Genomic DNA, 3,853 nt, shown 5'->3' on the forward strand with positions numbered 1-3,853 from the left:
AATCCAAAAATTTGGACGAGCAAATTTTTGGTGGGGTGCGGGGCGAAACCCCGCAGAGTTTCCTAAGGGACGCAGTCCCTTACAACGGGTCGTAGGGTGGACCCCTACAGAGTTAAGGGGTGTAAGGGGCAGAGCCCCTCAATACTTTCATTGACAAAAAATCCGAATTTTGTTATCATATTTGTTATAATTTTACACATGAAAGGGTATATAAAATGAAGATTTGGATAGTAAGAATAATAGGGATTTTAATGGTTGCGGCAGGTGCATATTTCCTTCCTAAATTTGACCAAAACGATCCCGAAGAAAGATATAAAAAAATAGTAAGTATCTTTGCAATCCCTATGGGACTTATGGTTATAATGGCTACACTTATACAAATAGGCTAAAATTAAGATAAGGGGGGTAAATGATGAGCGAAAATACACTTGATAAACAGTATGACCCTGGTAAAATAGAGGGTAAAATATATGAAAAATGGGAAAAGGGCGGATACTTCAAGCCCGAAATAAATAAGGACGGAAAGCCTTTTACTATTATAATGCCTCCTCCTAACATCACCGGCAAGCTTCATATCGGACATGCCTTCGACGATACTCTTCAGGATATACTTATTCGTTATAAGAGGATGAAAGGCTACGCCGCACTTTGGGTGCCGGGAGAAGACCATGCGAGTATAGCTACCGAAGTAAAGGTAGTCGATAAAATAAAAGAAGAAACTGGAAAAACAAAGCAGGACCTTGGCAGAGAGAAGTTTTTAGAAGAAGCCTGGGACTGGGCTAGGACTTACAGAAAAGAAATAGCAAATCAGGTAAGGAAACTCGGTTCTTCATGCGACTGGTCCAGAGAACGCTTTACTATGGACGAAGGCGTAAGCGAAGCTGTAAAGGAAACTTTTATAAGGCTCTATGAAAAGGGGCTTATTTACCGCGGGAACAGGATAATAAACTGGTGTCCAAGCTGTAAGACAGCGCTAAGTGACGCGGAAGTGGAATACGAAGAACAAGCGGGACATTTATGGCATATAAAATATCCTATAAAGGACAGCGACGAATTTGTCGTTATCGCCACCACAAGACCGGAAACCATGCTTGGTGATACTGCGGTTGCCATAAATCCCGATGACGAAAGATATTTCCACCTTAAAGGAAAAAGTTTGATACTTCCTCTTGTGAACAAAGAGATACCTATAGTATTCGACGAATATGTAGATAAAGAGTTCGGTACAGGCTGTGTCAAGATAACTCCTTGTCATGACCCTAACGACTTTGAAGTAGGGCTAAGGCATGACCTTGAACAGATAAGAGTTTTCAATGACGACGGGACGATAAACGAGCTTGGCGGGAAATATCAGGGTCTTACGACAAAGCAGGCAAGAAAAGCGATAGTTAAAGACCTTGAAGAGTTGGGACTTTTGGAAAAAATAGAAGACCATATGCATAATGTGGGTACATGCTACAGGTGTTCCACAACCGTCGAACCTCTTACTTCGCTTCAGTGGTTCGTAAAAATGGAGCCTCTTGCAAAACCAGCAATAGACGCCGTGAATGAAAAAGAAGTAAACTTCGTTCCCGACAGATTTAAGAAGATATATTTCAACTGGATGGAAAACATCAAGGACTGGTGTATATCGAGACAGCTTTGGTGGGGACACAGGATACCTGCTTATTACTGCGTTGAATGTAACGAGATGGTAGTTTCCAAGACGATACCCGCTAAGTGTGAAAAGTGCGGATGTACGTCTTTTAAACAGGATGAAGACGCTCTCGATACATGGTTCTCTTCAGCTCTTTGGCCTTTTTCTACTTTAGGCTGGCCGAACGAAACCGAAGACCTTAAGAAATTTTATCCCAACGATGTACTGGTTACCGGATTTGATATAATCTTCTTCTGGGTCGCAAGAATGGTATTCTCGGGGATAGAGCAAATGGGTGAACCTCCTTTCCACCATGTATATATCCACGGTCTTGTCAGAGACTCTCAGGGAAGGAAGATGAGTAAATCTCTCGGAAACGGAATAGACCCTCTCGAAGTGATAGACAAATACGGAGCAGACGTCCTTCGTTTCTCTCTCGTTACGGGAAATAAAGCCGGCAACGATACAAGGTGGCAGGAAAGTAAAGTTGAATCAAACAGGAACTTTGCCAACAAGATAAACAATGCCGCAAGGTTTATCCTTATGAACCTTGAAGATTTTGACGCAAACAAAGAAGCGGATCTATCCAAACTTCATAACACTGATAAATGGATAATCTCAAGGACCAATCAAATAGTAAAAGAAGTTACTGCAAATATAGAAAAATACGAGTTCGGTATCGCTGCTGAAAAACTTTATACGTTCATATGGAGTGAATTCTGCGACCTTTATATTGAATTTGCCAAACCAAGCCTGAACTCTGAAAATAAAGAAGATAGATTTAACACTCAGTATACTCTTAACTTGGTGTTTATGAATATCCTTAAAATGCTTCACCCTTATATGCCTTTCATCACCGAGCATATTTATTCTTTTATGCCGGGAAGAAAGGACATGCTTATTGCTGCTGAGTACCCTGAGTACAAAGAAGGATATAACTTCCCTAAGGAAGAAGAAGATATAACCATAATAGTAGAGGCTTTAAGAGCGGTTAGAAACGCCAGAGCAAATATGGATATCCCACCTTCAAAGAAAGCCGACGGATATATATTTGCAGGCTCGAAAGAAATGGAAGAAGTGTTCTCTTCAAGCAAAGACATCTTGTGTAAGCTTGCAGGATTTAAAGATATAAGCTTCATAGACAGTGAATACGATAAGGAAGAAGCACTCTCGGTAGTCGTAGAGGGCGGTAAGATATTCATTCCTATGGGCGAACTTATCGACAGGGAAAAGGAAATCGAAAGACTTAGAAATGAAGAAAAGAAACTAATAAAGGAAATCGAAAGGCTTGATAAAAAACTTTCAAACAAGAATTTCACCGATAAGGCTCCCGAAAAGGTAGTTGAGGGTGAAAGAGAAAAACTTAAAAAATATCAGTCTTTGATGGACGAAGTCAAAGAGAGCCTCGATAAACTTAAATAATATTAAGGGTACTTCCCTTAAAAAAAGGACTTAGGATTTTCCTAGGTCCTTTTTTTGTGTAAGGTTATACATTGTATAATCATGTTTTAACAGTTAGTTTAAAATAAAAAAACTTCTAGTTTTAATGCAGTAAAAAAGACAGGCATAAAGCCTGTCCTTTTTTATAAAGTTCAGTGGCAGTAATTTAAGTAAACTTTGCGACTTAGGTTTGGTAGGATTTCCCGAAAATATACAAAAACGTCGCCGTAATTGCGGTTTCCCTTTCAATATTTCCCTGCCTCATTACTGCGGGCAGAACCAAATCCCCACTTAGTTCACACTGTAATCCCCAAATTACCATCGTTAGAAACAGCCTAGGAGCTTTCCTCAGCGATTTCACTATGATCTAGTTTCTTTTGCAATATAGGTTTCATAAGCAATACTTTTTTATCTTAGAGCTCACTCGATAAAAAGTTGGTTCCGTATTTCCCCCTATATCACTCAAAACAGGCTACACTACTTCAGCATCAGTAGCGGATTTACCACCGCACTGTCACATCCATAGGTTTCTCCCATAGAGAATAAATCTCTATGAGCCTCCGCGGAAGTAGGGTCTACGCCTGCATGCCGTTGCAGATCGCCCCAGCTTCCTTACTTCCTGAAAGAACCCCTTACTGGGCGTAAGAAGCCCAAACAAGAAACTTCATCGATATGCCCTTTGACGGATTTTTAGCCCCGCCTTCAACCATAGCGAAACCGACTAGGATACTGCGCCACTGTTCATATTATATCATACCCCAATATTTCTTACAATAA

General features: G+C 40.4%; 2 protein-coding genes. Both read left to right on the forward strand.

Translation table 11 applies throughout. From position 1 onward, the window contains the following. The first annotated feature begins 215 nt into the window (after nt 1–215). Nucleotides 216–389 (forward strand): hypothetical protein, encoded by a 174-nt coding sequence (locus tag Q0516_RS01195; protein WP_257481258.1) that lies wholly within the window; start codon nt 216–218, stop codon nt 387–389. Between the two features lie 23 nt (nt 390–412). Next, nucleotides 413–3,058, forward strand: a complete 2,646-nt coding sequence (locus Q0516_RS01200) for a valine--tRNA ligase (protein ID WP_294468973.1) — start codon at nt 413–415, stop codon at nt 3,056–3,058. Nucleotides 3,059–3,853: the final 795 nt, after the last annotated feature.

Source organism: uncultured Anaerofustis sp., from assembly GCF_938029165.1.
GTDB lineage: Bacteria > Bacillota > Clostridia > Eubacteriales > Anaerofustaceae > Anaerofustis.

What these genes read in the sequence shown, in the direction of transcription:
- Q0516_RS01195 (WP_257481258.1), top strand. Translation starts at nt 216, where the DNA reads ATGAAGATTTGGATAGTAAGAATAATAGGGATTTTAATGGTTGCGGCA.
- Q0516_RS01200 (WP_294468973.1), top strand. Translation starts at nt 413, where the DNA reads ATGAGCGAAAATACACTTGATAAACAGTATGACCCTGGTAAAATAGAG.